This window comes from Cognatishimia sp. WU-CL00825 (genome assembly GCF_040364665.1).
GTDB lineage: Bacteria > Pseudomonadota > Alphaproteobacteria > Rhodobacterales > Rhodobacteraceae > Cognatishimia.
Genome location: NZ_BAABWX010000005.1, coordinates 76,924 through 103,083 on the forward strand (window position 1 = coordinate 76,924; position 26,160 = coordinate 103,083).

Sequence of the window (26,160 nt, forward strand, 5' to 3'; positions counted from 1 at the left end):
ATTGTTATTCCACCAATATCTGGGCCAACAATGTGTTCAGCACCATACGCCCGTCTTGTGTTGCAAACAGATGATTACCGGATTGGTGAATCATGCCGATATCTTGCAAATGGGTGAGTGTGCCGGAATTTAAAGTGCGGCCAGAGAGTTTCTTCCAGCGATTTAGATCGACGCCGTCATTCAGGCGCAGTCCCATCATCATCATTTCATCCGCCTGGTCCGGTAGGGCAATTGGGTTTTGAACGTTTTCGCCACTGCCTTGATCTACGGCATCAAGCCATTTGTCCGGATTGCGCCAGCATTCAATGGCGTAGCGCTGGCCACCCAGAGTTAGTCGGGCGTGGGCACCGGGTCCGATGCCGGCATAATCGCCATAACGCCAGTAGATTTTGTTGTGGATGCTTTCTGAGCCGGGTTTGGCATAGTTAGAGACCTCATAGCCTTCCAAGCCCGCTTGGGCGCAAATTTCGCCTGTGGCTTGATACATATCGGCGGCCAGATCATCATGCGGTAGGCCGCGCAATTTGCCTTTGGCATATCGGTCACCAAAGGCCGTGCCTGTTTCGATAGTCAGTTGGTAGAGCGAGAGATGATCTATTGCCATCGACAACGCTTCGCGTAGTTCAGCTTGCCAGTCAGACAGGGTTTGATCTTGGCGCGCATAGATCAGGTCAAAGCTGACCCGTTCGAATGTAGAGCGGGCGATATCAAAAGCGGCTTTGGCTTCGGCAACAGAATGTATTCGGCCAAGCCGCTGAAGGTCGCGATCGTTCAGTGCCTGAATGCCCATCGAAATACGGCTGACGCCACCTTGCTGATAGGCCAAAAACCGTCCGGCTTCGACCGAGCCAGGATTGGCCTCGAGGGTGATTTCAAGACGATTGGCCGTGGACCAGGTGCTGTAGATCTTTTCAATGATGGATGCGACGATGTCTGGGTCCATCAATGACGGGGTCCCGCCACCAAAGAAAACCGAGTTCAAAACACGTCCTTTGGTCAATTTTCCAACGCGATCAATTTCCGCTAAATAGGCTCTAAGCCACCTTGATTGGTCTATTTTGCGCGACACATGCGAGTTGAAATCGCAATAGGGACATTTGGCCTGACAGAAGGGCCAATGGATATACAGGCCAAAGCCCCCGGATTGCCAATCTTCAGCCAAAACAGCCAGCCAAGAACTGTGCAACCGCACGACCGCGGTGACTGATTTTGTTTTTCTCGACCTTGTCCATTTGCGCACAAGTGATGTCGAGCCCTTCGGGCACAAACATCGGGTCATAGCCAAACCCGCCTTCGCCGCGGATTGGCCAGGTCAAGGATCCGGGCATCACGCCTTCGAACACTTCGTCGTGTCCGTCGGGCCAAGCGATGACCAAGGTGCAGCGGAATTGTGCTGTGCGTGGGGCGTCAGGGCCCACGGCGGTTATTTCGTCATTGGCACGGGTCATGGCCATCATGAAATCACGGCCATTGTCGGTTTCGGCCCAATCGGCGGTATAGACGCCGGGCGCCCCATTCAATGCATCAATGGTAATGCCACTGTCGTCAGACAGCGCGGGCAGGCCAGTGGCCTTGGCCGCTGCATGCGCCTTGATACGCGCGTTGCCCACAAAGGTGTCTTCGGTCTCTTCTGGCTCTGGCAGATCCATGTCTGCTGCCCCCACGACGGTCACGCCGTGAGGAGCCAAGATTTCGCTGATCTCGGTCAATTTGCCTTTGTTGTGTGTGGCAACCAGCAGCTTGTCGCCCGAGAATTTGCGAATCATCCGACAGCTTCCAATTGCATGGCGGCCAGTTCGTCGACGCCTTTATCCGCGAGATCCATCAGTTGGTTCATCTGGTCACGCGAAAAAACAGAACCTTCGGCGCTCATTTGCACTTCGATCAGGTTCTTGTTGCCTAGCATGATGAAGTTACCATCCACGCCGGCTTCGGAATCTTCTGGGTAATCCAGGTCAAGCACAGGCTGGCCCGCATAGATGCCGCAGGAAATTGCCGCCACCGGAGAGATCAGCGGGTCGGTGATGATGTCGCCAGTTTTCATCAATTTGTTCACAGCCAAGCGCAGTGCAACCCAACCACCAGTGATCGACGCGCAACGTGTACCGCCGTCGGCTTGGATGACATCGCAATCCACAGTGATTTGGCGTTCGCCCAGGGCAACACGGTCAACGCCTGCACGCAGGGACCGGCCAATCAGTCGCTGGATTTCAACGGTACGGCCGCCTTGTTTGCCCATGGCAGCCTCGCGCCGCATGCGAGACGAGGTGGAGCGGGGCAACATGCCATATTCAGCGGTGACCCAACCCAGGCCGGAGCCTTTGATAAAGGGAGGAACGCGTGATTCAAGGGAGGCGGTGCACAGTACATGGGTGTCGCCCATTTTGATCAGGCAAGACCCTTCGGCGTGTTTGGTGACATTTGTTTCGATCGAAACCGACCGCATTTCGTTTAGCTGACGTCCTGATGGGCGCATGGGGGTATCCTCTGATTTCAGGCAATAAAGGTTGGCTCTGGGATACAGGTCTGGGTGGCCAAAGTGCAACCCCGATTGACCTTTATGCTTGCGCGTCCTTCACGGCTGCCTAGATTGGGTAGCATATGACAGACCGCAACGACATTTTGAATGAAATGAATGACCGCTCGCGCGAGGTGTTTCGCCGCGTGGTCGAAGGCTATTTGGATACTGGGGACCCGGTGGGGTCGCGCACATTGACGCGCGAACTGTCAGAGAAAGTCAGCGCCGCCACCGTGCGCAATGTGATGCAAGACCTGGAATATTTGGGCCTGCTTGATTCACCGCATGTCAGCGCCGGGCGCATTCCAACCCAGCAGGGGCTGCGGATGTTTGTTGATGGGTTGCTTGAGGTGCGTGACTTGGACCGCACCGATCAAGAAAAGATCGATGCCACAATGGGCGGCGGCAATGGTGACGTCGGCAGCATGCTGGATCGGGTGGGGTCGGCGCTGTCGGGCGTGACCCATGGTGCGTCTTTGGTCTTGGCTCCCAAACATGAGGCACCGATCAAACATATCGAATTTGTCAGCCTGGCGCATGATCGGGCTTTGGTGGTTTTGGTGATGGCGGACGGGCATGTTGAAAATCGACTGTTTACGCCGCCACCTGGGCAAACCCCTAGCAACATGCGCGAGGCAGCTAATTTTCTGAACTCGTTGATCGAGGGCCGGACGCTGAGCGAATTGCAGACCGTGATCGCGGACGAAATTTCGCGCCGCCGCCAAGAGATCGACAAGCTGTCGCGGGCGTTGATCGATAGCGGATTGGCGGCCTGGGCAGATAAGGATGGCGCCGAAGAGCGACTCATTGTGCGGGGACGGTCCAATCTGTTAGGCGACAGTCAGGGCGAAGAAGACTTTGAGCGCATCCGAAACCTGTTTGATGACTTGGAACGCAAGCGTGATATCGCGGATTTCCTTGAATTGGCCGATCAAGGCGACGGTGTGCGGATTTTTATTGGCTCTGAGAACAAACTTTTTTCACTTTCGGGTTCCTCTTTGGTGGTGTCTCCATATATGAACTCTGATCGAAAGATAGTGGGTGCTGTTGGGGTCATCGGTCCAAAGCGCCTGAATTACGGACGGATTGTGCCGATTGTGGATTACACGGCGCAACTGGTTGGAAAGCTGATTTCTGACCGGGCATAGAGGTGAGTTATGGCAGAGCCGAAAGAAAACGAATTTCTAGACGATATCGCAGATGCAGAAGCGGATGCTTATGCACATCTGGATGAGTTGGAAAATGAAGCGATCGCGCTGGACGAAGTGACGGCGGAGCGCGATGAATACAAAGAACGCTGGATGCGGGCTTTGGCAGAGGCAGAAAACGCGCGCAAACGTGGCGACAAGGCCCGTCGTGACGCTGAAATGTACGGCGGATCCCGATTGGCTCGCGACATGTTGCCGGTCTATGACAATATGAAGCGCGCGATGGAATCCATTACCGAAGAGCAAAAGAGCGCAGCTCCGGCTGTGATCGAGGGCATTGAACTGACGATGCGTGAATTGCTGAATGTGTTTAAGAAACATGGCTTGGAAATCATTGTGCCAGAGGTTGGTGATAAGTTTGATCCAAACCATCACGAAGCGATGTTTGAGGCACCGGTTCCTGGCACCAAAGCCGGCGAAATCATTCAGATCTCTGCCGAGGGCTTTATGCTGCATGACCGATTGTTGCGCCCGGCCAAGGTGGGTGTCAGCTCTATGCCGGCATAAGCCTAAACAGCTCTTAGAAATTGTGTTAGAAAGCTCCTGTTTATCAGGAGCTTTTTGCGTTGAAACAGTTTGCCATCTATTGGATTTTTCTTGTCTGGGCCACGGCGGCAACCGCACAGACCTATCCGGATTACACCGAAGTTTGGGTCAATGATTATGCTGATTTGATGACGGCCCAAGAAGAAGACCTTGTGCGTGAGAAGTTGCAAGAATTGCGTGACAAACGCGGCATTGAATTCACCGTTCTGACCATCCCTAACATGTCAGATTATGGGTATTCAGGTGAAATAGAGCCGTTTGCAACTGGATTGTTTAATCAATGGGGCATTGGCGATGCCACACGCAACGATGGGGTTTTGATGCTGATTGCGCGTTATGATCGGGTGATGCGGATCGAATTGGGCTCTGGATATAGCACCAGCAAAAACGACGCTATGGCCGCGATTATTGACGACGTGATGTTCCCGCATTTCCGCAGTGACGACTATGCAAAAGGCATCGACCGTGGTGTGGTGGCAGTGGTGAAAAACCTTACTGGGGTCTATCCCGGAGAATTTGACATTTCATCACCCCATCGCCTCTGGAATGGGCTTAATCGATGGCTGGATCGCATCGGGGATTGGATTTTTATCGCCTATGCATTTGCGGCGGGTTTGGCCTATCGCTTTTATCGCCGGTGGAAGCGCAACAGGCCACGGAATTGCCCGATAGATGGGCAGGAAATGCAGCGATATTCTGAGGAAAACGAAGACAAATATCTGAAGGGTGGTCAGCGCACCGAAGAACGCCTGAAAAGTGTGGATTATGATGTTTGGCACTGCGCGAATTGTGATCACATCACAATCGAAGCTTACAAAGCCCTATTTTCAAAATATGGGGCCTGTCGCAGTTGTAATTATAAAACGCTTGAAGCCGATAGCTCCGTTGTGACACCAGCAACCACATCATCAACAGGTCTGCGACGTGTGGACTATCACTGCAAAAATTGTGACGACCGCTATCACGCCCATGAAACCATTCCCAAAGTGTCAAAAAGCAGCTCTTCTTCCTCGGGTGGAAGCAGTTTTGGCGGTGGCTCATCCTCGGGAGGCGGCGCAAGCGGCAGCTGGTAGACCTAATTCGCTAAACTCTTGAGTTCATAGAGCAATTCAAGTGCTTCGCGCGGACTAAGGTCATCGGGCGTGATGGTTTCCAAACGGGATTGAAGGGGTGATGGGCCTGCCAGTTGTTTGGGGGCGGCTGCAGGGGCCGCTGCAAACAGTGGCAGATCATCGATCAAAGCCTTTTGGCCTGCACCTTCGCGTTCGCTTTTTTCCAGCATTTCTAAAACGTCGCGGGCGCGGGCCACAACGGCTGGGGGCAGACCGGCCAGTTGCGCCACTTGCACACCATAGCTGCGATCAGCGGCACCGCGCTTGACCTCGTGCAGAAAAATAACTTCGCCATCCCATTCCTTGACGGTCACCGTGGCGTTGTCGACGCCTTTGAGCTTACCAGCAAGGGCCGTCATTTCGTGATAATGCGTGGCAAATAGCGCGCGTGAACAATTCACTTCGTGCAAGTGTTCAAGGGTGGCCCAGGCGATCGACAGGCCGTCATAGGTGGCGGTGCCCCGGCCGATTTCGTCCAATATTACAAGTGCGCGGTCGTCTGCTTGATTCAAAATGGCGGCGGTTTCCACCATCTCGACCATAAAGGTCGAGCGGCCACGGGCCAGATCATCAGAGGCCCCAACACGAGAAAACAATTGGCTGACAAGTCCGATCCGAGCGGCGCTGGCGGGCACGTAGCTGCCCATCTGCGCAAGCAGGGCGATCAATGCATTTTGTCGCAAAAAGGTCGACTTACCGGCCATGTTCGGCCCGGTGAGCAGCCAAATACTTGGATCATCGCCGCCGGACAAATTACAGGTGTTGGCCACAAAAGGCGCACCACCTTGTTGGCGCAGGGCCGCCTCTACAACCGGGTGGCGCCCACCTTGAATGGCAAAATCCTGCGTGTCATTGACCTCAGGACGGCACCAGTTTTCGCTTGTCGATAAATCCGCGATTGCGGCTTGAAGATCAAATTCCGATAGGGCCTTGGCTGCGGTTGAGATAGGGCCAGAATTGTCCAAAATGGCTTGTCTTAGGGTGGAATAGAGACGTTTTTCAATTTCCAGCGCAGTGTTGCCTGCATTGAGGATTTTGGTTTCCATCTCTGACAGTTCGACGGTGGTGAACCGGACCTGATTTGCGGTTGTCTGACGATGAATGAAGGTTTCAGACAGCGGTGCTGACATCATGACATCTGCGTGTTTTGAGGTTGTCTCGATAAAATAGCCTAAGACATTATTGTGTTTGATCTTGAGCGCAGAAATACCGGTCAATGTGCTGTATTGCGCCTGCATTTGAGCGATGACGCTGCGGCCTTCATCGCGCAATTGGCGGGCTTCGTCCAAGGCGATGTCATAGCCTGGCGCGATGAACCCGCCGTCGCGCGCAAGCAAAGGCGGTTCTGCCACCAGCGCGTCATCCAATAGTGTCAGCAAGCTGTCGTGGCCCTGTAGAGCCGCTTTGGCGCTGGCAAGGATAGTCGGCAGATCAGTGTTTTCGCACAGGTTTGAAATATCGTCTGCTTGGGTCAATCCATTGCGGATGGCTGACAGATCCCGCGGCCCGCCGCGGTCAAGCGACAGGCGGGATAGGGCGCGATCTAGATCTGGCACGCGTTTAAGGTGGTCGCGCAATGTGCTGCCGAGCGGGCTGTTTTGCGCCATGAAAGACACGGCGTCCAGCCGTTGATGAACCGTCGCCAGATCTAGAGAAGGAGAGGCGAGGCGGCGTTCCAAAAGGCGGGCACCTCCAGAGGTCACCGTGCGGTCGATTGTGGCCAAAAGCGACCCTGCACGACCACCAGACAGCGCATGGGTTAATTCCAAATTGCGACGGGTGGCAGCGTCGATCTGCATCGTGCCACCGGTGGCTTCGCGCACGGGTGGACGCAGCAAGGGCAACTTGCCTTTTTGCGTGACTTCGAGATAGTCGACAATGGCGCCAAGCGCGCCAATTTCTGCACGTGAAAAGCTGCCATAAGCATCCAGTCCCTGCGCGCCAAACAGCCCTGCGACGCGTTTCTCTGCAGCGGTACTGTCGAATGATCCACGTGACGTTGAGGTGAGCGAGACGCCCATATCAGAGACTAATTCGCCTAAATCTGCTTCACTTCCTTCGGCCACCAGCAATTCAGATGGGGCGAGGCGTGCAAGTTCTGCAGCCAATCGGATGCGCGCCAAAGGCATGACATGCAGCGCACCGGTTGAAATATCTGCCCAAGCCAGCGCGGCAACATCGCGGACCTGTGCAAAGGCAGCCAGAAAGTTATGACGCCGGGCATCCAAAAGTGAATCTTCGGTCAATGTGCCGGGGGTTACCAGACGCACAACTTCGCGGCGCACCACCGCTTTGTAACCGCGTTTCTTGGCCTCTGCCGGGCTTTCCATTTGCTCGCATACGGCCACGCGAAACCCCTTGCGGATCAAAGTCAGAAAATAGCCTTCGGCTGCGTGATGCGGCACGCCACACATCGGAATTTCGCTGCCTTCGTGTTTGCCGCGCTTTGTCAGTGCAATGTCCAGTGCCTCGGCTGCGGCCACAGCGTCGTCAAAGAACATCTCATAGAAATCGCCCATCCGGTAAAACAGAATCGCATCTGGGTGCGCTGCTTTGATTTCCAGATATTGTGCCATCATTGGTGTGACGGCTGATTTCGTTGCGCTCACAATCGTTCCCCCGGGTGGTGTTTTTGTGGTGTAGCAATATCTGAATGGAGCTTGAAAGGCGAAATGATAAATAGTTGCGGCGCTAACATATTGTGACAGCGGTTTGGCTCAGATAAGACCCAAAAGACTTAAAAGGATCGGCTGCAATGACAAAGACCAAAGTGACGCGCGAGGAAGCACTGGCTTTCCATCTGGAACCCACGCCAGGCAAGTTTGAAATCAGGGCCACTGTCCCGATGACAACCCAGCGCGATTTGTCCTTGGCCTATTCGCCTGGCGTTGCGGTGCCTTGCGAAGCCATCGCGGCTGATCCAGCCGCCGCCTATGACTATACCAACAAAGGTAATCTGGTTGCGGTGATTTCAAACGGCACGGCAGTATTGGGCCTTGGCAATCTTGGCGCCTTGGGCAGTAAGCCTGTCATGGAAGGCAAAGCGGTATTGTTCAAACGCTTTGCGGACGTGAATTCGATTGATCTGGAACTGGACACAGAAGATCCCGAAGAATTCATCAATGCGGTGAAGCTGATGGGGCCAACGTTTGGCGGCATCAATTTAGAAGACATCAAGGCACCTGAATGTTTCATCATCGAGCAACGGCTCAAAGAAGAAATGGACATTCCAGTTTTTCATGATGACCAGCACGGTACGGCTGTGATCTGCGCGGCAGGTCTTTTAAATGCGCTGCGGATTTCTGGTAAGAAAATCGAAGATGTTAAGATTGTGCTCAATGGTGCGGGCGCGGCGGGGATTGCCTGTATTGAGTTGGTCAAATCCATGGGTGCAAAACATGACAATTGCATCGTTTGCGACACCAAGGGTGTGATCTACCAAGGCCGAACCGAAGGGATGAACCAATGGAAATCCGCGCATGCGGCCAACACCAAATTGCGCAGCCTCGAAGAGGCAATGGTGGGCGCGGATGTGTTTTTGGGCGTGTCGGCAAAAGGGGCCGTGACACCAGAAATGGTTGAAACAATGGGCCCTGATCCGCTGATCTTTGCGATGGCGAATCCCGATCCCGAGATCACCCCAGAAGAGGCGCAGGCTGTTCGCCCGGATGCGATTGTTGGCACGGGTCGCTCTGATTACCCAAATCAGGTGAATAATGTTCTGGCCTTCCCATACTTGTTCCGTGGCGCATTGGATATTCACGCTCGCGCAATCAATGATGAGATGAAAATTGCCTGTGCCGAGGCTTTGGCGGATATGGCACGCGAGGATGTGCCAGATGAAGTGGCCATGGCTTATGGGCGCAAACTGGCATTTGGTCGTGATTACATCATTCCGACACCCTTTGATCCACGGCTGATCTACCGCATTCCGTCTGCAGTTGCCAAAGCGGGCATGGATACCGGTGTTGCGCGTCGTCCGATCATCGACATGGATGGCTATGAAGCCAGCCTGAAATCGCGGATGGACCCAACCGCCAGCATGCTGCGCAACCTGAACGCGCGGGCGCGCAATGCGCAGGCACGGATGATCTTTGCCGAAGGTGATGACCCTCGTGTGCTGCGCGCAGCGGTGTTGTATCAACGTTCGGGGCTAGGCAAGGCGCTGGTTGTTGGGCGCGAAGCTGATGTGGCTGAAAAGCTCGAAGCTGCTGGGCTTGGCGATGCCATTGCAGAGATCGAAGTTGTGAATGCAGCCAATTCGATGCACCTGCGCACCTACAAAGACTTTTTGTATAAGCGCTTGCAACGTAAAGGCTTTGACAAGCAGGATGTGCACCGTTTGGCAGCGCGCGATCGGCATGTTTTTGCATCTTTGATGCTGGCGCATGGCCATGGCGATGGCTTGGTGACCGGGGCGACCCGTAAGTCTGCGCATGTCATGGAATTGATCAACCACGTGTTTGAAGCAGATGCTCAGGCGGGCGCGGTTGGTGTGACAGCTATTTTGCACAATGGCCGTATTGTGCTGATTTCCGATACGCTGGTGCACGAGTGGCCTGATGAAACAGATCTTGCCAATATCGCCGAAGCCTGCGCTGGCGTTGCACGTCATATGGGGCTAGAGCCGCGTGTGGCATTTGTCAGCTTCTCGACCTTTGGCTATCCGGTGTCAGAGCGTGCCGAAAAAATGCATATGGCGCCGGCGGTTCTTGATAAGCGCGGTGTGGATTTTGAATACGAAGGCGAAATGACAGTTGACGTTGCCCTGAACACCAGCGCGCAAGAGGCTTATCCGTTCCAACGCCTCAGTGGGCCAGCCAATATTCTGGTGGTGCCAGCGCGGCATTCGGCGAGTATTTCAACCAAATTGATGCAGGAGATGGCCGGGGCGACCTTGATTGGTCCGATTCTGACAGGGGTGGATCATTCGATCCAGATTTGCTCGACGACCTCGACCTCCAATGACATCATGAACATGGCGATTTTGGCCGCCTGCAAAGTGGGCTAGCTAACCTTTTTCGTGCTTGCACTCAGCTTGAGACCATCCGACAGTGATGGTCTCATTTTAGGTATGCGAGAATTTTATGGCAATTTATAACCTTGGGTCGATCAATGCCGATCTGTTCTATCAGGTGCCGCATTTGCCGGGGCCTGGCGAAACGCTTGCCGCCAAGGGAATGCATAAAGGCCTAGGGGGAAAAGGGGCCAATATGTCTGTGGCAGCCGCGCGTGCGGCCGCCTTGGTGTCTCATATCGGTGCCGTTGGATCAGACGGAACTTGGGCGCGGCAGCGGTTGCTGGAATATGGGGTCGATACCCGTCATATAGCGGTTCTGGCCCACAGCCCAACGGGCCATGCGATCATTAATGTGGACCAAGAAGGCGAAAACGCCATTGTGCTTTTGCCAGGGGCCAACCATGAGATCACCAATAATGCCATCGGCAAAGCGCTGAGCGAAAGCGCGCGTGGCGACACGCTTTTGATCCAAAATGAAACCAACAACCAAGCCTATGCGGCGCAAATGGGCCGGGATCTGGCGATGTTTGTTGCCTATGCGGCTGCGCCCTTTGACAGCGATGCGGTGCAAGCGGTTCTGCCGATGCTTGATTTCCTGATCTTAAACGAGGTGGAAGCCGAGCAATTGACCGCCGCCACCGGGCTTTCGCCGCAGGACCTGCCGGTTGCAGATATTGTGATCACGTTGGGCGCCAAAGGGTGCCGCTGGATCAACACGCAAAAACGCACGCAACAGGATTTTCCGGCCTTTTTGGTTGACGTGGTCGATACAACGGGTGCGGGGGATACGTTCACCGGCTATCTGCTGGCGGGGCTGGATCGCGGTATGCCGATGGAACAGGCGATTTTGCTGGCGATGCGGGCGGGTGCTTTGATGGTGATGCGTCAGGGCACTGCAGACGTCATTCCCGATCTTAAAGAAGTGCAAAGCGCCCAGTTCTAGCGGATCACCCCCTGGCTTCACCTTTGGAAAAAACTCTGGGGTGAGCGGTGAAATCATCGATTTCACCGCGAGGGGCAAAGCCCCTAAAACCTTTACCAGTCTTTAGTGTTTATCAGCGAAAGGCGCTGCGGACCCCCAAAGCGATTTTACCTTGGCATCGCGACCACAGGCCTTGCGGTAGCGCGCATAGGCATCAGACTGACGCTTTGGTCCAAAACGGGTCAAAACCAGTTTTTCACCTTTGTAATAATCCTGGTGATAGGCTTCTGCCTTATAGAATTTTTGCGCGGGCAACAGTGGGGTGACAATCTTGCGGCCGAGATCTGATTGGGCCTTGGCTTTGGATGCTTCGGCAGCGGATTTCTGAGCGTCATTGGCGTAAAAGATCGCCGTGCGATAGCTTTCGCCTCGGTCACAAAACTGGCCGCCCGCGTCGGTGGGATCAACCGAGCGGAAGAACAAGTGCAACAGCTCGTCGCGTGTCACGGTGTTATTGTCAAAGGTGATCTCTACGGCTTCGTAATGGCCGGTGCCACCTTTGCCGATTTTTTTGTAGGTTGGGTTTTTTGTTGTGCCACCCGTGTAGCCAGAGACGGCTTTTTTAACGCCTTTGACGCTTTCAAAGTCGCTTTCAACGCACCAGAAACAACCGCCAGCAACCACCAGTTTTTCGGTGCCAGCTTGCGCAGAGCCACAGCTTATTGTTGCGCCAATGGCAATAAGGCCGCTTAGCAAAGCCATTTTCAAATTGATCATGCGGTCCATGCGGGTCTCTCCTAATGTGTGAGAGCAGTTTGCAATGTCCATTATCTGCGCTCAAGTCACACAGGCGTCATGTCACGCCATGGTGATTGGGAGTGAAAAAAGCGTTTGCATAAGTTGGAAGTTGATGACTAGGGGCTTTGCCCCTCACGGTGAAATCGGTGATTTCACCGCTCACCCCAGGGTATTTGGATCAAGCACAAGCACGAGGGGGCAGGCAGAAAAAGGCCCGCGCGTGGCGGGCCGATTTGACTATTTCTTTGCGACGCGTTTGTTGCGCATGGCGATCAGTTTCAGGCGCAGCGCGTTGAGCTGGATAAAGCCTGCCGCGTCTGTTTGATCATAGGCCCCCATGTCTTCTTCGAAGGTCACGTGTTCTTCGGAGTAGAGGGAATGATCAGACCAGCGGCCCACGGTGCGCACGTGGCCTTTGTAAAGTTTCACACGTACCGTACCGGTGACGTGATCTTGGCTTGCGTCGATAGCGGCTTGCAGCATTTCACGCTCTGGCGAGTACCAGTAGCCGTTATAGATCAGCTCGGCGTATTTTGGCATCAACTCGTCTTTAAGGTGCATCGCGCCACGGTCCATTGTGATGGATTCGATGCCGCGGTGTGCCTCGAGCATGATGGTGCCGCCCGGCGTTTCATAGATGCCGCGGGATTTCATCCCAACATAGCGGCCTTCGACCAGATCAAGACGGCCGATGCCGTGCTTGCGACCGTATTCGTTTAGCTCTGTCAGAACTGTGGCCGGGGACATGTCCACGCCATTGATGCTGACCGGATCGCCTTTTTCAAAGCCGATCTCAATGAATTCCGGTGTGTCAGGCGCCTCTTCGGGGCTGACGGTGCGCTGAAAGACATATTCTGGTGCGTCTACTGCCGGATCTTCGAGGCTTTTGCCTTCGGAAGAGGTGTGCAGCAGGTTGGCATCCACAGAGAATGGCGCTTCGCCGCGTTTGTCTTTGGCGATCGGGATTTGGTGCTTTTCAGCGAATTCGATCAGTTTGGTGCGGCTGCCCAGATCCCATTCGCGCCAAGGGGCGATCACGGAGATGTCTGGGTTCAGCGCATAGGCGGCCAGTTCAAAACGCACCTGGTCGTTGCCTTTGCCTGTCGCGCCATGAGAGACCGCATCTGCATTGTTGGCCTCGGCGATTTCGATCAGGCGTTTGGAAATCAGCGGGCGGGCAATAGAAGTGCCCAAAAGATACAGGCCTTCGTAGACGGCGTTGGCGCGGAACATTGGAAAAACAAAATCGCGCACAAATTCTTCGCGCAGGTCTTCGATGTGGATGTTTTCAGGCTTGATGCCCAAAAGCTCGGCTTTTTTGCGGGCCGGTTCCAGCTCTTCACCTTGACCGAGGTCGGCTGTGAACGTGATCACTTCGCAACCATATTCGGTCTGCAACCATTTCAAGATGATCGAGGTATCAAGGCCACCGGAGTAGGCGAGAACAACTTTCTTGGGCGCGGACATGTCAGATTTCCTTTGGGCGGCAACATAGGGGCAATATCTGCGCCGATACCGCCTTTTTTTGCTTAGGGCAAGTCATGTGACCTATGCGGCTTGTCAAAGGGTCGAAAAAAGGGAATGTGGGGGGATTATTAAGACGAATTTGGAGGTCGAAATGGTTGGCTGGAAATTGTTTAAGCACGCGGTGCTAATGATCGTTCGAAACTTTACCGATATTTTACGCATCGGCTTCTTGCCAATGTTGACCGCTATTGCGTCAATTGGGCTGCTTGCGTTTGCTTTAGTTGGCTCCGGCAGCATTTCGAATGCGGCATCGCAATTTACGTGGTTGGTTTTGCCGTTTTTTGCCATCGGCTTTTTTTGTATGTTCTGGTTTATCGTTGGCTGGCATCGGTTTGTGCTGTTGCAGGAAATGCCGAATGGCTGGTTGAACAAACCCAATGGTAAAATCGCAAACTATTTCGGGACGATTGTTAAGCTTTTTCTGGTTTCGCTGCTCTGCATGATGCCAGCACTCTTAATTTTGTTGGCGTTTAAGTCGCTTCCTATTCTTTTGTTCCCAATCATGCTTAGCTACATGTTTGTGGTTTTTTACTTACTTTTTCGGCTATCAATTTCACTGCCGGCTGCTGCAATCGGAGAACCCCTAACTCTTGGAGAGACTCTTGCTGCCACCGAAGGCAATTTAGGAGCGTTCATCGTTTTGTTTTTGTGCAGTTTAGTATTTCAACTTGCTGTGCAATTTCTAGCTAGCGTCCTAATTATTGTTCCGATCTTAGCAGCGGTGGTTTCGCTTGCCGGGACAATTTTCACCTCAATGTTAAACGTTAGCATCTTAACAACTCTGTATGGTTATTTTGTCGAAAAACGCGAACTCTGAACTGGTATACACCTGTATTCTTTGACGCGAACTCTTGCCTTGGGCGTGGGCTTGCGTCACTGAAAACAAATGACTCAATTCCAAGATCTTGCCCGCCGTGCCCAAACTGCAATGCGTGATGTATTTGATGCGACGCCTTTGCAGCGTAATGCGCATCTGTCGCTGCGCTATGGGGCTGAAATTTATCTGAAACGCGAAGATCTGACGCCGGTGCGCAGTTACAAATTGCGCGGGGCGTTTAACGCGATGCGCAAGGTGATGGCCAAAGACCCATCGCGTGATCTGTTTGTTTGTGCGAGTGCTGGCAATCACGCTCAGGGCGTGGCCTATATGTGTAAGCATTTTGGCGTTAAAGGTGTGATCTTTATGCCGGTGACCACGCCGCAGCAAAAGATCTTTAAGACCAAGGTTTTTGGCGGTGATGCAATCGAAATACGCCTGATTGGTGACTATTTTGATGACACTTTGGCGGCATCACAGGCCTATTGCGCAGAGGCGGGCGCGGTGTTTTTGTCACCGTTTGATGATGAGGATGTGATAGAGGGGCAGGCTTCGGTTGCAGCAGAGATTGAGCGGCAATTGGGGCGGGTGCCAGATCAGGTAATTTTGCCGGTTGGTGGTGGTGGATTGGCCGCGGGTGTGCGCAGTTATTTCGGTCAAAGAACAAAGCTGACGCTTGTAGAGCCATTGGGCGGCGCAAGTTTGAAAGCGGCTTTGCAGGCCGGGGCCCCAACACGGCTGGATACATTGGATGGGTTCGTGGATGGTGCAGCAGTGGCGCGAATCGGTGAAAAGACCTTTGCGCGGCTTGCCGATATCAATATTGCCGATGTTTTGGCTGCGCCGGAGGACAGGATTTGCACCACGATTTTGGAAATGCTGAACGTCGAAGGTATCGTGCTAGAGCCCGCGGGGGCATTGGCCGTGGATGCGCTAGAGGATGTTGCAGACCAGATCAAAGGTAAAACCGTGGTCTGCGTGACCTCTGGTGGGAACTTTGATTTTGAACGTTTGCCAGAGGTGAAGGAGCGCGCGCAGCGCTATTCTGGCATCAAGAAATACTTTATCCTAAGGTTGCCGCAGCGGCCGGGTGCTTTGAAAGAGTTCTTAGGCATTCTTGGGCCGGACGATGATATCGCGCGTTTTGAGTATCTGAAGAAATCTGCGCGTAATTTTGGGTCTGTGTTGATCGGCATCGAGACCAAAAGCCCGCAGAACTTTGAGACTTTGTTCGCGCGGTTAGAAGCGGCTGGCATGACCTATACCGACATCACCAACGACGAGGCTTTGGCGCAGTTTTTGATTTAGCGCTTATGCGGTGTGTTGCGCCAAACCGGCAAGGAATGCACCGCGGGATTTTTGGTAACATTCAAGAATTTCGGGCAGGTCGATGCCATCTGCCTGGCCGCGTGAGGCAGTGAGTTCACCGATTTGGCAAAGCTTCGCGAACTCTTTGAACCCTAGATTCAAGGCGCTGCCCTTTAGAAAGTGCAAGGCAGATTCCAGGTGTTCACGTTGTGGGTTTTTACCAAGGACTGCGATGGCCTCATCCACTTCTTCCAGAAAGATTTCGACCACTGCGGCAAAATCATCCGCGCCGATTTCGGCCTGTAGGTCTGCGAGCCGTGCCCAATCGATCATGCTGTCCTCCGGCGCTTAATGTGGCAGTGAATTCTTAAAGAAGCATGAGCGGCGATGAACAGGTTGCTTCATGCCCTCTTAAGGAATTGTGGTCTAAAACCAAGCTGATGAAGTGTTTTCACGGGGGCACCTTGTGAGTGCAGAGCCGCAGCACATGCAGGAAAAACAAGCCAAAGGGGCCATTCAGCTTGTTTTGCTGGTGGATGACAGTCGTTTGCAGCGACGCATTCTAAGTGCGCAATTGGCCCGTGATGGCTATGAGGTTGTAGAGGCTTGTTCTGGGCAAGAGGCGCTGGATTTCTGCAGTGATCGGTCGCCGGACTTGGTGCTGTCTGACTGGATGATGCCAGAAATGGATGGTCTGGAGTTTTGCAAAGCCTTTCGTGAGCTGCCCAGCGAAAAATACGGCTATTTCATTCTTTTAACCTCTAAAAGTGAAAAAGATGAGGTGGTGAAGGGTTTGGAAATTGGGGCTGACGACTTTTTGATCAAGCCGATAAACGCGCATGAATTGCGGGCCAGAATTTCGGCTGGCGAACGCATATTGCGCATGCAACGTGAGTTGACCGAGAAAAATCGCGTGATCTCGGATACTTTGTCGGAGCTGCAACGGGTGCACGATTTATTGGACCACGACTTAATAGAGGCCAAAAAATTGCAGCAATCTTTGGTGCGCAACCGCCACGTGACGGTGGGCGCAAGCCAAGTGTCTTTGATGTTGCATTCCAGTGGCCATGTTGGCGGCGATTTGGTTGGCCACTATCGGATCGATGCCCATCAGGTTGGGTTGTTTTCCTTTGATGTGTCAGGTCATGGCGTCAGTTCGGCCCTGATGACGGCGCGTTTGGCGGGGCTGTTGTCGTCTTCTGCACCCGAGCAGAACGTTGCCCTAAAGGCAAAATCAGGCGGAGGATATGCGCCAGTGCCGCCGGCCGAAGTGATTGCCAATTTGAACGCGCAATTCTTGGATGAAATCGAAACAGAACTCTATTTCACGATGATACTTGCGGTTGTGGATCTTAGATCTGGCAGGGTGGTTCTGTCTCAGGCTGGGCACCCGCATCCGCTGGTGCAGCGCGCAGATGGTTCCATGGAGCAAAGTGGCACGGGGGGCTTGCCCGTTGGGTTGATAGAGCAGGCAAAATTTGAAGATTTTGAAATTCATCTGCGTACTGGTGATCGATTGCTGATCTTGTCAGACGGCATTACCGAGTGTCCGAACGCAGCAGGCGAAATGCTGGATGAGCACGGATTAGAGCGGCTTGTTGGCAAGCTGAAAAGCCAAACGGGTGAAACGTTTCTGGAATCGTTTATTTGGTATTTGCAGGAGTATGCTGGGGCGAAAGGGTTTCCAGACGATATTTCGGGGGTGTTGTTTGAGTTTGAGGCGGATGTGGCCTAGCCAAGCGCAAGATGCGCAAAATACTGATCGCCGCTGTTGGCCAGTAACGCGATGGCATTGGGGGCGGGCATCCAGATTGCGCTGTGTCCTGGTTCGGTTGGCGGCCCTAAGGCACGCGCTGGGCGTGCCACATAGATGCTGCATAGCTTTTCAGCCCAAAGGTCATAATCTGGCATATAGCAAAACCGGCGAAAGGCCCCCAGACGTCGGGGGGCAGCCAAGGTCCAGCCGGTCTCCTCCAGAACCTCGCGGTGCAGCGCCATTACGGGCGACTCACCCGGGTCAATGCCACCGCCAGGCAATTGATATTCGGCATCTTGGGTCTGATCGAAGGGGGCTTCGCGGGTGATCAGCATGTCAGAGCCTTGCAAAAGCACAACATAGGCCCCTGGACGCAGTTTATAGCGTCGATCCGCAGCGGGCGGGGTTCCAAACCGTCTAATCATGCGATACCAGCCCTTTTCGTTCGTCTTGCCGCACCTATATAGTCGCGGTATGCCAAGATCAGGCTTGTAAGGAAACCCCATGACCCTCGGAACTAAAATCGCTTGGGACGACACAGTATTGCCGTTCCAGTTGGACAAATCAGATATTCGCGGCCGTGTTGCCCGGTTGGATGGCGTGCTGGACGGTATTTTAAAGCAGCATGATTACCCGGCGACGGTTGAAGCCTTGGTGGCGGAAATGGCCTTGCTGACCGCACTGATTGGTCAAACCATCAGCGTGCGCTGGAAGCTGTCGTTGCAGGTGCAAACCAATGGTCCAGTGCGGATGATCGCAACAGATTATTATGCCCCCAAGACCGAGGGCGAGACGGCCCAAATTCGTGCCTATGCCACATTTGATGCGGACCGGCTGACTGACGCAGCCCCCTTTGAGCAATTGGGCAGCGGTTATATCGCTGTTTTGATTGATCAGGGTGAAGGCACAAAACCGTATCAGGGTATTGCGCCTTTGGCAGGCGGCTCGTTGAGTGCTAGTGCCGAGGGTTATTTTGCCCAATCAGAGCAATTGCCAACCAGTTTTTCGTTGCGCTTTGGTAAGTCGACAGAACCTGGTGTTGGCGAACATTGGCGCGCCGGTGGCGTGATGTTGCAGCATATGCCTAAAGCGTCTCCTTTCGCTAAGGGCGAGGGTGGCAGTGGCGAAAGTGGACTTTTGACAGCCAGTGATTTGCTGGGCGACGACGATGAAGAAAACTGGAGCCGTGCCAATATTCTGATGAATTCTGTCGAAGATCTGGAATTGATCGGCCCTTCGGTGACCCCTGCAGATCTGCTTGTGCGGTTGTTTCACGAAGAAGCCCCACGGGTTTATGATGCGCAATCGGTGCGTTTTGGCTGCTCTTGTTCTGAAGATCGTGTTCGCCAGAGCCTGTCGATCTATTCTGCCAAAGACATCGAAACCATGACAAATGAACTCGGGCGGGTGACCGCTGATTGCCAATTCTGCGGCTCACATTATGATCTTGATCCGCTGACGGTTGGGTTTCAGGCCGAGAAGTCTGTCCAGTGACGGACCCGGTGGCTCCTCTGCTGGCTGCGCTTGGCCGTGACGGCGGGGCGTCATCGGATTTTGACCTGAACACCGAAGTGCATTTGCCAGAAGGTCGCAAATTGCGATCTGCAGCTGTGTTAGTGCCTGTTCAGGTGATCAATGGTGTTGCGCAGGTATTGTTGACCAAACGCAGCTCGCACCTAAAACACCATCCGGGACAGATCGCGTTTCCGGGTGGAAAGCAGGACGAGGGCGATGCAGATGTAACCGCAGCTGCCCTGCGTGAAGCGCAGGAAGAAATTGGCCTGCCAACTGAAAATGTCCAGGTTCTTGGCACCTTGCCAACCCACGAAACGGTGACCAGTTTTACGGTCACGCCGGTTGTAGGGCTGGTGCAGGCCCCGTTTCTCATAAGGCCGGAACCCGGCGAGGTCGAAGAGGTGTTTCATGTGCCGTTGTCACATGTGACTGATCCGGCGCGGTTTGCCATCGAAGGACGTATGTGGCTGGGCGAGCGCCGTCACTATTATATTGTGCCTTTTGGCCCCTATTATATCTGGGGTGCAACAGCTCGCATTCTACGCGGGCTGGCGGAACGGATGGCAGCGTGAGCAGTATCGTGACAGTTTCGGGTGACTGGCTGACCAGGCCTAGCACGCAAGCTGTTTGCCGAATGCTTGAAGCGGCTGGCTATCAAGCGTTGTTGGTCGGGGGATGCGTGCGCAATGCGTTGTTGGACGCCCCGGTGTCAGACATTGATATTTCGACCGATGCGCGCCCGGATCAGGTGATCAAACTGGCAAAAGCGTCTGGCCTTAAGGCCATTCCAACCGGGATTGACCACGGCACTATCACGGTTGTGGCTGATGGCATTGCCCATGAAATCACGACGTTTCGCAAGGATGTGGAAACCGATGGGCGTCGCGCGGTGGTGGCCTTTTCGGAGCATCTGGAAGATGATGCGCACCGACGGGATTTCACCATGAATGCGCTTTATGCCCATGCTGATGGCCGTGTGATTGACCCCTTGGGCGGCTTGGCAGATCTGCAGCAGCGCCGGTTTCGGTTTATTGATGATGCAGAGCAACGCATACGCGAGGACTATTTGCGCATCCTGCGGTATTTTCGATTTCATGCCTGGTATGGTGACGCCAGCGCTGGCATGGACCCAGATGCCTTGGCGGCCATTGCGGCACATTCAGGTGGATTAGACTCTTTATCTAAAGAGCGCATTGGTGTTGAAATGCTTAAACTATTGGGCGCGCCCGACCCATCGCCAGTGATAGCGACGATGCGGCAATGTGGCGTTCTTGGCCACATCCTAGAAGGTGCGGATGACCGTGGTTTGGCGCCATTGGTACATCTTGAAAACACCTTGGAGGTTTCCGCAGATCCATTGCGCCGATTGGCGGTTCTGGGGGGGCAAAATGTGAGTGTTAGCCTGCGCCTTTCCAATAAATATACCCAACGGTTGCGCGAAATGCGGGATGCGGCGAGCGGTGTTATGGGCGCGGCCGAATTGGGATATCGTCATGATGCGGATCTTGCTGTCTGTGCCTTACTGTTGCGCTCTGCTTGGTTGGAAATGCCATTGCCAAAGTCAGTAATGTCCGAGGCCAAACGCGGCGATCAGGCGGAATTTCCGGTGCGGGCAGCAGATTTGATAGCGCGGTTTCAGGGCGCGGCGCTGGGGGCTGAACTACGACGGATAGAATCTCGTTGGATCGCGTCAGATTTTCAATTGTCACGTGATCAATTGCTGTCTTAGGCACAAGAGTTGACTCGAATCCAAACCTGCGCCACGCTGAGGGTCGCACATGAAGGATTGTAAGATGGATAGACGTACCTGGTTTTCTTGAGTTGTTTCTGACCTGAGTCAGAGCACCGCGTGTTGTCCAATTTTTGGAACGACACCGCCAGCCTATGTCTGTTTTCCAACACTCTTACGAAAAGCGTTGTTTCATGTTGTTTAAATTCTTTGAAAACTTGGTCGATCCCTATTGTGACTATCCGGAAACGGATGTGCCGCCCCGTCGTTTGCTGCCGTTTCTGTTGGCTTATTCCAAACCCTTTAAGCGTGTCTTTGTGGTGGCTGGGATAATGTCGGTCGTGGTGGCTGCCGTCGAAATCGGTTTGATTTATTATATGGGGCGCTTGGTGGATCTGTTGTCGGGCGACCCGGCAGTGGTTTGGCAGACCTATAAATTTGAATTGCTGCTGGTAGCGGGGCTTGTGCTGTTTGTACGACCGATTTTGCAGGCATTGGATGTATTGGTCCTGAACAACGCTATATTGCCAAATTTCGGTACGTTGATCCGGTGGCGCGCGCATAAACATGTTTTACGTCAGTCGGTTGGTTGGTTTGAAAATGATTTTGCGGGCCGAATTGCCAATCGCATCATGCAGACACCGCCTGCGGCGGGAGAGGCGGTCTATGAGGTCTTTGACGCGCTTTCCTTTTCGATGGCCTATGTGATTGGCGCGGCTGTTTTGTTGTCACAAGCAGATGTGCGCTTGTTGTTGCCGCTGGTGATCTGGTTGGTGTTATACGGATGTTTGGTGGCCTGGACAGTGCGCCGGGTGGGGCCAGCGTCAAAGGCGGCATCAGATGCCAGATCTGCGGTCACGGGCCGCGTGGTTGACGCCTATACCAACATTCATTCGGTTAAATTATTTGCCCATAATCAACACGAACTAGATCACGCCAAAGAAGCCATCGAGCACACACGGCGCACCTTTCAAAAGGAAATGCGCATCTTCACGGTGATGGATTTTGTACTGGTCGTGTTGAATGGCTTGCTGATCTTGGGCGTGGTCGGTTGGGCGATCTGGCTTTGGGTGCAAGGCGCGGCCACTGTTGGCATTGTGGCCGCAGCCACGGCTTTGGCTTTGCGGCTGAATGCGATGACCCAGTGGATTATGTGGGCGCTGACCTCTTTCTTTCAGCAATTGGGAGTGGTTTCTGAGGGGATGGAGACCATCGCACAGCCGATTGATTTGGTGGATGCCCAAGGGGCAAAGCCGCTGGTGTTGTCACATGGAAAAATCGAAGTTAAGTCTCTAACTCACCATTATGGGCGCAATATGGGCGGGTTGGATGCCATTAACCTAACGGTCGATCCCGGTGAAAAAATTGGTCTGATTGGGCGGTCGGGAGCCGGTAAGTCAACTTTGGTTAAGCTGATGCTTCGGTTTTATGATGCCGAAGGTGGGCAGATTTTGATGGATGGACAGGATATTTCCAAGGTGCGCCAGGACAGTCTGCGCGATCACATTGGGATGGTTCAGCAAGACAGTTCGTTACTGCATCGATCTGTACGCGCAAATATTCTCTACGGTCGCCCTAATGCGACCGAAGCTGACATGATCGAGGCGGCGCGCAAAGCTGAGGCACATGAGTTTATTTTGTCGCTACAAGATCCCGAAGGGCGCACGGGTTATGACGCCCATGTTGGAGAGCGCGGTGTAAAGCTGTCGGGAGGTCAACGGCAGCGTATTACTTTGGCAAGGGTTATCCTGAAAGACGCGCCGATCTTGCTGTTGGATGAAGCAACTTCTGCCCTGGACAGCGAGGTCGAAGCCGCCATTCAGCAAACACTATATGGAATGATGCAAGGCAAGACCGTGATTGCAATTGCCCATCGGCTGTCCACTATCGCGCAGATGGACCGCATACTGGTGATGGATAAGGGGCAGATTGTCGAAGAGGGCAGCCATCGTGGGCTTTTGGCAAAAGGTGGTCTTTATGCGGAGTTTTGGCAGCGGCAATCCGGTGGGTTTCTGGATGTCGACGCGGCGGAATAGTCTTTGCGTCAAGGTTTTTGGGCCTGTTGTAAGGGCAGGGGTTTTCCCGGACCCGGTGGCGGGGTATGGCCAATGACATGACAGAGATAAAAATCACCCGCTTGGGATTGCACGGCGACGGCATTGCAGATGGCCCAATATTTGTGCCGTTGGCACTGCCCGGCGAAATTGTAGAGGGGGATGTTGACGGCAATACGCTTGGAAATATGCGTGTGCTCTCGCCTTCTGAGGAACGTGTGAAAGCCCCGTGTCGGCATTTTAAGTCATGTGGCGGGTGCAGTTTGCAGCATGCAAAGGATGATTTTGTCGCCGATTTCAAAGTGGATGTGGTGCACACGGCGCTGGCCGCGCAGGGTATTTCAGCACTCTTTCGCCCTATCGTCACGTCGCCAACGCAAAGTCGGCGCCGGGCGGTGATTTCTGCACGACGCACAAAAAAGGGTGCGATGGCCGGGTTTCACATGCGGGCGTCTGATGTGATTTGCGAAATTCCGGATTGCCAATTGTTGCATCCCGACCTGAAGCCCGCGCTGGGCATTGCTGAACGCTTGGCAACCGTAGGTGCGTCGCGCAAAGGCGAATTGTCGGTCACAGCCACAATGTCAGCTGAGGGTTTGGACATTGCCGTGACCGGCGGCAAAGAACTTGATGCGGAATTTATTGCCCAGCTTGGTCAATTGGCGCATGAATTGCGCATCGCGCGGCTCACTTGGGATGGCGAGGGCGTTGCGACCCGCGTAGCCCCTTGGCAAAGTTTTGGGTCTGCACGAGTCACACCACCACCAGGGGCGTTTTTGCAGGCCACCAAGCAGGGTGAAACTGCGCTGTTGCAGGCGGTGCAAGATATCGTTGGTGGCGCGGCCAAAGTACTTGATCTCTTTGCGGGATGTGGCACGTTTTCTTTGCCATTGGCTGCAAATGCCAGCGTGCATGCTGTCGAAGGCGAGCGACCAATGATGGAAGCGCTTGATCAGGGTTGGCGCATGGCCCTGGGCCTAAAGCACGTGTCTACAGAAACGCGTGATCTGTTTCGCAACCCGATTATTGCCGACGATTTGCGGTTTGATGCGGTGGTTATTGATCCGCCCAGAGCAGGCGCAGAAGCCCAATGTCGTGAATTGGCCAAGTCAAACGTCGCTACGATTGCCTTTGTGTCGTGTAACCCGGTGACCTTTGCGCGGGATGCGGCGATTTTATTGGCTGGGGGCTATCACTTGCATTGGGTGCAGGTTGTGGATCAGTTTCGCTGGAGCAGTCATATCGAGGTTGTCGGCCATTTCTCGCGCGCAGAGCCGTAACATTGGCGTGAGGCGGTGCTGAGCGCTGGGCGAAAGACGGCAGCCGTGCTATTTCGGTTGTGAGCAGTCAAAGAGAAAAAAATGCGGATTTTTGCCCTATTCCTTGCGGCCCTTTTGGTCCTGTCGGCCTGTTCGTCGAAATTTCAGACGTATAACGGCCCCGAAGTCACGCGGGTTGTGGTTTTTAAAGAACAACGAAAAATGTATCTGATGCACCATAAAAAGGTGCTGAAATCCTATGATGTTGGACTTGGATTTGCCCCGGCCGGTCATAAGCAACGCGAAGGCGATGGCCGCACGCCAGAGGGCGAATACAAGATCAATCGTCGCAATCCCAACAGCGAGTTTCATCTTTCAATTGGGATATCATACCCGAATGCCAACGACCGCGCCTATGCGGCGCGCAATGGGTTTAGCCCGGGAGGCGATATCTTTATTCACGGCAAGCCGCCCAAATTTGCCAAGGCACCGAACGACTGGACGGCGGGATGCATCGCCGTCACCAATCGCGAAATTCAAGAAGTCTATGCGATGGTGACCAACGGCACGCCGATATCGATCTACAAATAACCTATTCGACCTCTGCAAACAGATCAGAGGTTGCACTGGTGGCCGTCGGGGAGGGTGAAATCTCTGGGGCCACACCTTCGGCACCCAACACCAAAGTCCACCAGATTTTACCGTTGCTTTCCTGATGCCAGCTAAAACCCAGATCTTGGGCGCTGTGGTCTAGAATAACCGCGCGTGATCCCGGATCTTCCATCCAGGCACCCAGCGTTTCCAATTCTGTTTCATAGGTTTCTGAAATCGCTTCGCCCACCAAAACCCCAGGGTATCCGGCGCGCGCAATGCGTTGGATGGGGGAAGAACCGTCAGAGCCAAAATGCCAAGGGCGGTTCTGGATCGACATGTCCCGCGCATGTGTGGCGGCCGCCGCAACCAGTTGTGGGTTCAATTCGACAGCCGACGCGCCTGATGCTGACCGCAGGGCATTCACAGAATCAAGCATGCGGAATTGGATTTTGGACGTGTCGTTGGCTCGAATCCGATAAAGTCGGGGCAATGGTTTGCCATCAGCCCCAAGCGGAGGGTCGGTCACAGTGGTTGTGCAGGCCGAAATAGCCAAGAGTGAAGCCGTAAGAGCCGCTACAAGACGCATGGGTCGTCCTTCCGCAATCATTTTCAGTTCGTTTCATCGGTCTATCGGTACATGCGTTGCGTTGAAAGCCCACATTCGTGTGACATGGGCACAATAACGCTTGTTTGATTTGCGACTGCGTCTTTCAGGCCATAAAATCACGCAAAACGCAGAGGCAATGATAGCTATGACTGATTCACGCACACCCGGCTTTGGCCGTCGCGCCTTTTTGGCGAGCGGGGCAGCCTTTATTGGTGCGCCTGCATTGGCGCAGAATGTGAACGACACTTCGACCACCGAAGTTGAAAACGAAATCACCGAGGTGGTGCGCCGCAATACATCGAGCTTTCGGTCGATGCGCTGGGAGCCACATTTTGACAATCTGAAGAATGGCGCGATCCTTGTGGATCTGACCAGCCGTGCGCTGCACTATTGGGCTGAAGATGGCGTGACTTATAAGCTGTACCCATCGTCGGTTCCGCTGACCGAAGACCTGACCCGTCGTGGACGTACCAAAGTTGTGCGCAAGGTTGAAGGTCCCAGCTGGCGGCCAACCCCAGCGATGCGAAAGCGCAATCCCGAGTGGCCAGAGTATGTTGGTCCGGGCCCAGATAACCCCTTGGGCACACACGCGCTTTATCTAAGTTGGACCTATTATCGCATTCATGGTACCCATGATACACGCAAAATTGGCCGCCGTTCGTCGAACGGTTGTGTTGGTTTATACAACGAACACATCGCCGAACTGTTTGAGATGGCGAAAGTCGGCACACAAGTGTTGCTTATTTGACGACAAAACGTCGCTGACGCCGTTGTGATCTTGTGATTGGGTTTGCAAACACCTGTGATTGCTGTTTACACCTAAATTACGAGGTAAGTCTTGGGCGCTTGGCGTCGCAATATCCTGCGGCG

The 26,160-nt window shown here is 53.8% G+C and carries 24 protein-coding genes; 15 read left to right on the top strand and 9 right to left on the bottom strand.

The window, feature by feature from the left end:
* Positions 1-4 precede the first annotated feature (4 nt).
* From hemW to rph, 3 genes are read right to left on the bottom strand one after another with little or no spacing between them, the layout of a single operon-like run.
* Positions 5-1,162, bottom strand: coding sequence for a radical SAM family heme chaperone HemW (hemW, locus tag ABXG94_RS15040; RefSeq protein ID WP_353535577.1), 1,158 nt, complete (start codon positions 1,160-1,162; stop codon positions 5-7).
* Positions 1,155-1,766 carry an RdgB/HAM1 family non-canonical purine NTP pyrophosphatase gene (gene rdgB / locus ABXG94_RS15045; RefSeq protein WP_353535578.1) on the bottom strand — a complete coding sequence of 204 codons (612 nt, stop codon included), beginning with the start codon at positions 1,764-1,766 and terminating at the stop codon, positions 1,155-1,157. Before rdgB ends, hemW begins: the two co-directional genes overlap by 8 nt.
* Positions 1,763-2,476, bottom strand: a complete 714-nt coding sequence (gene rph / locus ABXG94_RS15050; RefSeq protein WP_353535580.1) for a ribonuclease PH — start codon at positions 2,474-2,476, stop codon at positions 1,763-1,765. The genes rdgB and rph overlap by 4 nt, the downstream gene beginning before the upstream one ends.
* 125 nt (positions 2,477-2,601) lie before the next feature.
* On the opposite strand from rph, the gene hrcA reads away from it, so the two are divergent.
* From hrcA to ABXG94_RS15065, 3 genes are read left to right on the top strand one after another with little or no spacing between them, the layout of a single operon-like run.
* Positions 2,602-3,666: a heat-inducible transcriptional repressor HrcA gene (gene hrcA, locus ABXG94_RS15055; RefSeq protein WP_353535582.1), complete on the top strand. Its 1,065-nt coding sequence runs from the start codon at positions 2,602-2,604 to the stop codon at positions 3,664-3,666.
* A 9-nt stretch (positions 3,667-3,675) separates the two neighbouring features.
* Positions 3,676-4,233 carry a nucleotide exchange factor GrpE gene (locus ABXG94_RS15060; RefSeq protein WP_353535584.1) on the top strand — a complete coding sequence of 186 codons (558 nt, stop codon included), beginning with the start codon at positions 3,676-3,678 and terminating at the stop codon, positions 4,231-4,233.
* Between the two features lie 59 nt (positions 4,234-4,292).
* Positions 4,293-5,345 carry a TPM domain-containing protein gene (locus ABXG94_RS15065; protein WP_353535585.1) on the top strand — a complete coding sequence of 351 codons (1,053 nt, stop codon included), beginning with the start codon at positions 4,293-4,295 and terminating at the stop codon, positions 5,343-5,345.
* Between the two features lie 2 nt (positions 5,346-5,347).
* On the opposite strand, the gene mutS is transcribed toward ABXG94_RS15065, so the two are convergent.
* Entirely contained in the window at positions 5,348-7,963 is a 2,616-nt protein-coding gene (gene mutS / locus ABXG94_RS15070) for a DNA mismatch repair protein MutS (protein WP_353535759.1), read from the bottom strand.
* Positions 7,964-8,139: 176 nt separating this feature from the next.
* Between mutS and ABXG94_RS15075 the strand changes: the two genes are divergently transcribed.
* Together ABXG94_RS15075 and ABXG94_RS15080 are read left to right on the top strand one after the other, a co-directional pair.
* A complete protein-coding gene (locus ABXG94_RS15075) occupies positions 8,140-10,395 on the top strand; it encodes an NADP-dependent malic enzyme (protein WP_353535586.1) in 2,256 nt (751 codons plus the stop codon).
* A gap of 76 nt (positions 10,396-10,471) precedes the next feature.
* The gene (locus tag ABXG94_RS15080) at positions 10,472-11,347 is read left to right on the top strand and encodes a ribokinase (protein WP_353535588.1); all 876 of its coding nucleotides are present in this window, start codon (positions 10,472-10,474) and stop codon (positions 11,345-11,347) included.
* 102 nt (positions 11,348-11,449) lie between these two features.
* Here the strand turns inward: ABXG94_RS15080 and msrA are convergent, their stop codons facing one another.
* Together msrA and ABXG94_RS15090 are read right to left on the bottom strand one after the other, a co-directional pair.
* Positions 11,450-12,112: a peptide-methionine (S)-S-oxide reductase MsrA gene (gene msrA, locus ABXG94_RS15085; RefSeq protein ID WP_353535589.1), complete on the bottom strand. Its 663-nt coding sequence runs from the start codon at positions 12,110-12,112 to the stop codon at positions 11,450-11,452.
* A gap of 249 nt (positions 12,113-12,361) precedes the next feature.
* Complete coding sequence (locus ABXG94_RS15090; protein WP_353535591.1) at positions 12,362-13,591, bottom strand: argininosuccinate synthase; 1,230 nt, start codon at positions 13,589-13,591, stop codon at positions 12,362-12,364.
* A 151-nt stretch (positions 13,592-13,742) separates the two neighbouring features.
* Between ABXG94_RS15090 and ABXG94_RS15095 the strand changes: the two genes are divergently transcribed.
* Positions 13,743-14,468, top strand: a complete 726-nt coding sequence (locus ABXG94_RS15095) for a hypothetical protein (RefSeq protein WP_353535593.1) — start codon at positions 13,743-13,745, stop codon at positions 14,466-14,468.
* 69 nt (positions 14,469-14,537) lie between these two features.
* Positions 14,538-15,776 (top strand): threonine ammonia-lyase IlvA, encoded by a 1,239-nt coding sequence (gene ilvA, locus ABXG94_RS15100; protein ID WP_353535594.1) that lies wholly within the window; start codon positions 14,538-14,540, stop codon positions 15,774-15,776.
* A 3-nt stretch (positions 15,777-15,779) separates the two neighbouring features.
* Here ilvA and ABXG94_RS15105 read toward each other — a convergent pair whose 3' ends face one another.
* A complete protein-coding gene (locus ABXG94_RS15105) occupies positions 15,780-16,109 on the bottom strand; it encodes an Hpt domain-containing protein (protein WP_353535596.1) in 330 nt (109 codons plus the stop codon).
* Positions 16,110-16,242: 133 nt separating this feature from the next.
* Here ABXG94_RS15105 and ABXG94_RS15110 point away from each other — a divergent pair, with 133 nt between their 5' ends.
* Positions 16,243-17,511, top strand: a complete 1,269-nt coding sequence (locus tag ABXG94_RS15110; protein WP_353535597.1) for a PP2C family protein-serine/threonine phosphatase — start codon at positions 16,243-16,245, stop codon at positions 17,509-17,511.
* On the opposite strand, the gene ABXG94_RS15115 is transcribed toward ABXG94_RS15110, so the two are convergent.
* Positions 17,508-17,957: an NUDIX hydrolase gene (locus ABXG94_RS15115; protein WP_353535598.1), complete on the bottom strand. Its 450-nt coding sequence runs from the start codon at positions 17,955-17,957 to the stop codon at positions 17,508-17,510. The genes ABXG94_RS15110 and ABXG94_RS15115 overlap by 4 nt on opposite strands.
* 79 nt (positions 17,958-18,036) lie before the next feature.
* Here ABXG94_RS15115 and hslO point away from each other — a divergent pair, with 79 nt between their 5' ends.
* The 6 genes from hslO (at position 18,037) to ABXG94_RS15145 (ending at position 24,680) form a co-directional block, all read left to right on the top strand.
* Positions 18,037-19,026 (top strand): Hsp33 family molecular chaperone HslO, encoded by a 990-nt coding sequence (gene hslO, locus ABXG94_RS15120; RefSeq protein WP_353535600.1) that lies wholly within the window; start codon positions 18,037-18,039, stop codon positions 19,024-19,026.
* Positions 19,023-19,619, top strand: a complete 597-nt coding sequence (locus tag ABXG94_RS15125) for a CoA pyrophosphatase (RefSeq protein WP_353535601.1) — start codon at positions 19,023-19,025, stop codon at positions 19,617-19,619. The genes hslO and ABXG94_RS15125 overlap by 4 nt, the downstream gene beginning before the upstream one ends.
* An 8-nt stretch (positions 19,620-19,627) precedes the next feature.
* Positions 19,628-20,776, top strand: coding sequence for a CCA tRNA nucleotidyltransferase (locus tag ABXG94_RS15130; RefSeq protein ID WP_502901723.1), 1,149 nt, complete (start codon positions 19,628-19,630; stop codon positions 20,774-20,776).
* Between the two features lie 197 nt (positions 20,777-20,973).
* On the top strand, positions 20,974-22,812 hold the full coding sequence (locus tag ABXG94_RS15135) for an ABC transporter ATP-binding protein (protein WP_353535762.1): 1,839 nt from the start codon (positions 20,974-20,976) through the stop codon (positions 22,810-22,812).
* Positions 22,813-22,889: 77 nt separating this feature from the next.
* Positions 22,890-24,110 carry a class I SAM-dependent RNA methyltransferase gene (locus ABXG94_RS15140; protein ID WP_353535603.1) on the top strand — a complete coding sequence of 407 codons (1,221 nt, stop codon included), beginning with the start codon at positions 22,890-22,892 and terminating at the stop codon, positions 24,108-24,110.
* Positions 24,111-24,191: 81 nt separating this feature from the next.
* Positions 24,192-24,680 carry a L,D-transpeptidase family protein gene (locus ABXG94_RS15145; RefSeq protein ID WP_353535605.1) on the top strand — a complete coding sequence of 163 codons (489 nt, stop codon included), beginning with the start codon at positions 24,192-24,194 and terminating at the stop codon, positions 24,678-24,680.
* 1 nt (position 24,681) lies between these two features.
* Here the strand turns inward: ABXG94_RS15145 and dalA are convergent, their stop codons facing one another.
* Positions 24,682-25,269 (bottom strand): divisome-associated lipoprotein DalA, encoded by a 588-nt coding sequence (gene dalA, locus ABXG94_RS15150; RefSeq protein WP_353535607.1) that lies wholly within the window; start codon positions 25,267-25,269, stop codon positions 24,682-24,684.
* Positions 25,270-25,435: 166 nt separating this feature from the next.
* Here dalA and ABXG94_RS15155 point away from each other — a divergent pair, with 166 nt between their 5' ends.
* The gene (locus ABXG94_RS15155) at positions 25,436-26,038 is read left to right on the top strand and encodes a L,D-transpeptidase (protein ID WP_353535609.1); all 603 of its coding nucleotides are present in this window, start codon (positions 25,436-25,438) and stop codon (positions 26,036-26,038) included.
* The last annotated feature ends 122 nt before the right edge of the window (positions 26,039-26,160 follow it).